Annotated in this window: 4 protein-coding genes; 3 read left to right on the top strand and 1 reads right to left on the bottom strand. The window is 75.6% G+C overall.

The annotated features are described in order from the left end of the window. The 3 genes from HGA02_RS15265 to HGA02_RS15255 form a co-directional block, all read left to right on the top strand. The coding region (locus tag HGA02_RS15265; RefSeq protein WP_168679891.1) for a L,D-transpeptidase at positions 1–663 on the top strand (663 nt) is incomplete at its 5' end. A 51-nt stretch (positions 664–714) separates the two neighbouring features. Continuing rightward, entirely contained in the window at positions 715–1,518 is an 804-nt protein-coding gene (locus HGA02_RS15260) for a phosphatase PAP2 family protein (protein ID WP_168679889.1), read from the top strand. 1 nt (position 1,519) lies between these two features. After that, a complete protein-coding gene (locus tag HGA02_RS15255; protein ID WP_168679887.1) occupies positions 1,520–2,254 on the top strand; it encodes a phosphatase PAP2 family protein in 735 nt (244 codons plus the stop codon). 52 nt (positions 2,255–2,306) lie between these two features. Here the strand turns inward: HGA02_RS15255 and HGA02_RS15250 are convergent. Then, a partial coding sequence (locus tag HGA02_RS15250; RefSeq protein WP_210728634.1) for a hypothetical protein occupies positions 2,307–2,873 on the bottom strand: 567 nt, incomplete at its 5' end.

Here is a 2,873-nt window from a genome sequence, read left to right as displayed (position 1 = left end):
CTGCCCGGGAGCGAGGGCCTGACCCCGCTCGAGAACGACGACCCGTCGCTCGGCCGGTGGCGGACCGTCGTCGTCTCCGAGCCGACCGCGGTCCACGCGAGCGTCGGAGGCCCTGCCGTGGGCGTGCTCCCGACGGACGTGCTCGGCGCCGCGAACGTGCTGCCCGTCGTCGACGAGGCCGCCGGCTGGGTGCGCGTGCTCCTCGCGACGCGCGGCTCGCTCCCCCGCGACGACCGCGCGCAGGTCAACGGCCGCACCGGATGGGTCCGCACGGCCGACCTGATGCCGTCCGGCACCGACTGGTCGGTCGTGGTGGACGTGGCCGCGCAGACGCTCACCGTCGACGACGGCGCGTCGGTGCGCACGTTCCCCGTGGTCGCGACGGGCGCACCCGCGACCCCGACCCCGCACGGGCCGGCCTTCCTGCTGGGCCTGCGCTGGTCGGAGCCGGGGACGACGACCCCGCGCGTCCTGCCGCTGTCGACGCAGAGCGAGACGATCGACCACTACGACAAGCCCACGGGCACGGCCGTCACCGCGATCCACACGACCACGCTGCGCGGCCGCGGCGCGGTGTCGAACGGGTGCGTGCGGGTCACCGACGACGTGCTCGACGTGCTGTGGCAGGCGCCCGCGGGCACGGTCGTCACCACCGTCGGCTGACCTGCGTCGTCTCGCCGGGCGCGCACGGCCCGGCGCCCCTACCCTCACCGCATGCGAGCCACGACCGTCCGCCGACGCGCACTCGTGCGCGCCGCGACGCTCGGGGCCGCCGTCGCGCTCCCCGTCGTGGTGCTCGCATTCCTCGTGCGCGGTCAGGTGACCGCGATCGTCCACGTCGACCAGTCCGCGATCGTCGCCGCGACCGACCTCACGCGCGCGAACCCCGCGCTGCGCAGCGTGCTCGTGGCCTGGCAGACCGCGTTCCAGGCGGTCGTCGTCAACACCGCCGCCGCGGTGCTGTGCGTGTGGGTGTGGCGGCGCCACCGGCTGGGCACGCGTGCCCTCTGGGCGGCCGTCACGATCGGCGCCGGCTGGGCCCTCCAGCTCGCCGCGAAGGGCGTCGTCCAGCGCGCCCGGCCCGTCGTCGAGGACGCCGTCGAGCACGCGCCCGGCTCGAGCTTCCCGTCCGGGCACGCGACGAACACCGCCGTCGCCGCCGTCACGCTCACGCTGCTCGTGTGGCCGCTGCTCGGTCGCGTCGGACGCGTCGTCGTACCCACCGTCGCGGGCCTCGCCGTGGTCCTCACCGCCGCCGACCGCGTCCTGCTCGGCGTGCACTTCCCGTCGGACGTCGTCGCCGGGATCCTCCTCGGCGTCGCGATCGCCGGTGCGTCCTACGTCGGCTACCGCGGCTGGGGCGCCGACACGCCCCCGCCCGCCGACGTCCCCGACGTCCCCCACGGCGGCGACGCCGTGCCCGAGACCGGTCGACGCGACGACGGCGTCCCGTCGGCCACCCCCGCCCCCGACGTCCGGCCGCCCGCCGGCACGCCCGTCCCCCGTGAGGAGCCCTGACGTGCACGAGTTCCTGCACCGCTACGAGCTGGACACGTCGGCCCCGACGTCCCGGCAGTTCTGGCGCGACCTGTCCCGCCGTGCGCTGCTGCCCGGCGTCGGGCTGTGGCTGGTCATCGTCGGTGTCGGGCTGCTCGTCGTCGGGCCGCTGGGCGGCCTGCCCGCCGAGGCCGGCGTCAACGACTGGTTCGTGAGCCGCCGCACCGACGCGCTCAACACGCTCACCATGTTCCTGTCCGGGATCGGGCAGACCGAGTTCCTCATCGGCGCGTGCGCGCTGGGCATCGCGCTGATCTGGTGGAAGACCAAGCAGTGGTGGTTCGCAGCGGTGCCCGGGATCGCGGTGTCGCTGCAGGCGATCATCTTCCTCACGTCCGCGCTGGTCGTCGGCCGCACGCGGCCCGAGGTCGAGCACCTCGACGACTCTCCGCCGACGTCGTCCTACCCCAGCGGCCACACGGGCGCCGCGACCGCGTTCTACCTGACGCTCGCCGCGCTGTGCCAGCGCATCGGCAACCCCGTGCTGCGGTGGGTCGCGACGATCCTGTGCGTCCTCGTGCCGTTCGCCGTCGGCATCGGCCGCCTGTACCGCGGCATGCACTCGCTCACCGACGTCACCATGGGGTTCGTCAACGGCGTGGCCTGCGCGGTCATCGCGTGGAACTACCTGCAGCGCGACGTGCGGTCGGGGCGGTCGGCCCGTCAGGCGGTCGCCGCCGGGCGGTCGCGGGGCTGACGGCGCTCGACGGGCACGGCCTCCGGCGTCCGGCCGCGGCCGCGCCTGCCGGTCACCGGTCCGCCGTCCGTCCTGCTCCCGCCGGCACCTCACGTGCCTCGCGTCCCGCGAGCGCGGCGAGCGTCAGCAGCTGCTTGCGCATCATGACGAGGTCCCCCCACGCGAGCAGCCCGCGCCCGAGGTCGACGAGCCTCCCCCGCCGCGGCGAGCCGATCCGCAGGACGGCGACGTAGCGCGAGCGGTCCGAGCCGTCGGCGTGCACCGCGTAGGTCACCGTGACCGGGCCGAACGCGGCGAGCGCGCGGCGGTCGACGATGCGCATGGTCAGGTGCTCGCCCGGGACCACCGACGTGAGCGCGAAGATCTGCATCATCGTCGTGCCGGGCGCGAGGTCCGTCGGGTCGACCGTGCGGGTCCGCGGGCTGCGCCGGCCACGGTTGTCGAGCAGATCGTAGCTGTACGGCGCGAGCCGCAGCTGGCACAGCCACGCGAACGCCAGGCCGGTCGGCGCGGCCACGTCGACGGCCCGCAGCAGCCGCACCGGGTGGTCGGCGGCCTCGTCGTCGCACGCGTACCGGCGCGCCGCCTCGTCCGGACGCGCACCCCACACCGTCGCCAC

This window comes from Cellulomonas septica (assembly GCF_012396155.1).
GTDB classification, from domain to species: domain Bacteria; phylum Actinomycetota; class Actinomycetes; order Actinomycetales; family Cellulomonadaceae; genus Cellulomonas; species Cellulomonas septica.
The sequence above is the reverse complement of the archived record's forward strand: the minus strand, read 5'-3'. Positions and strand labels throughout refer to the sequence as shown.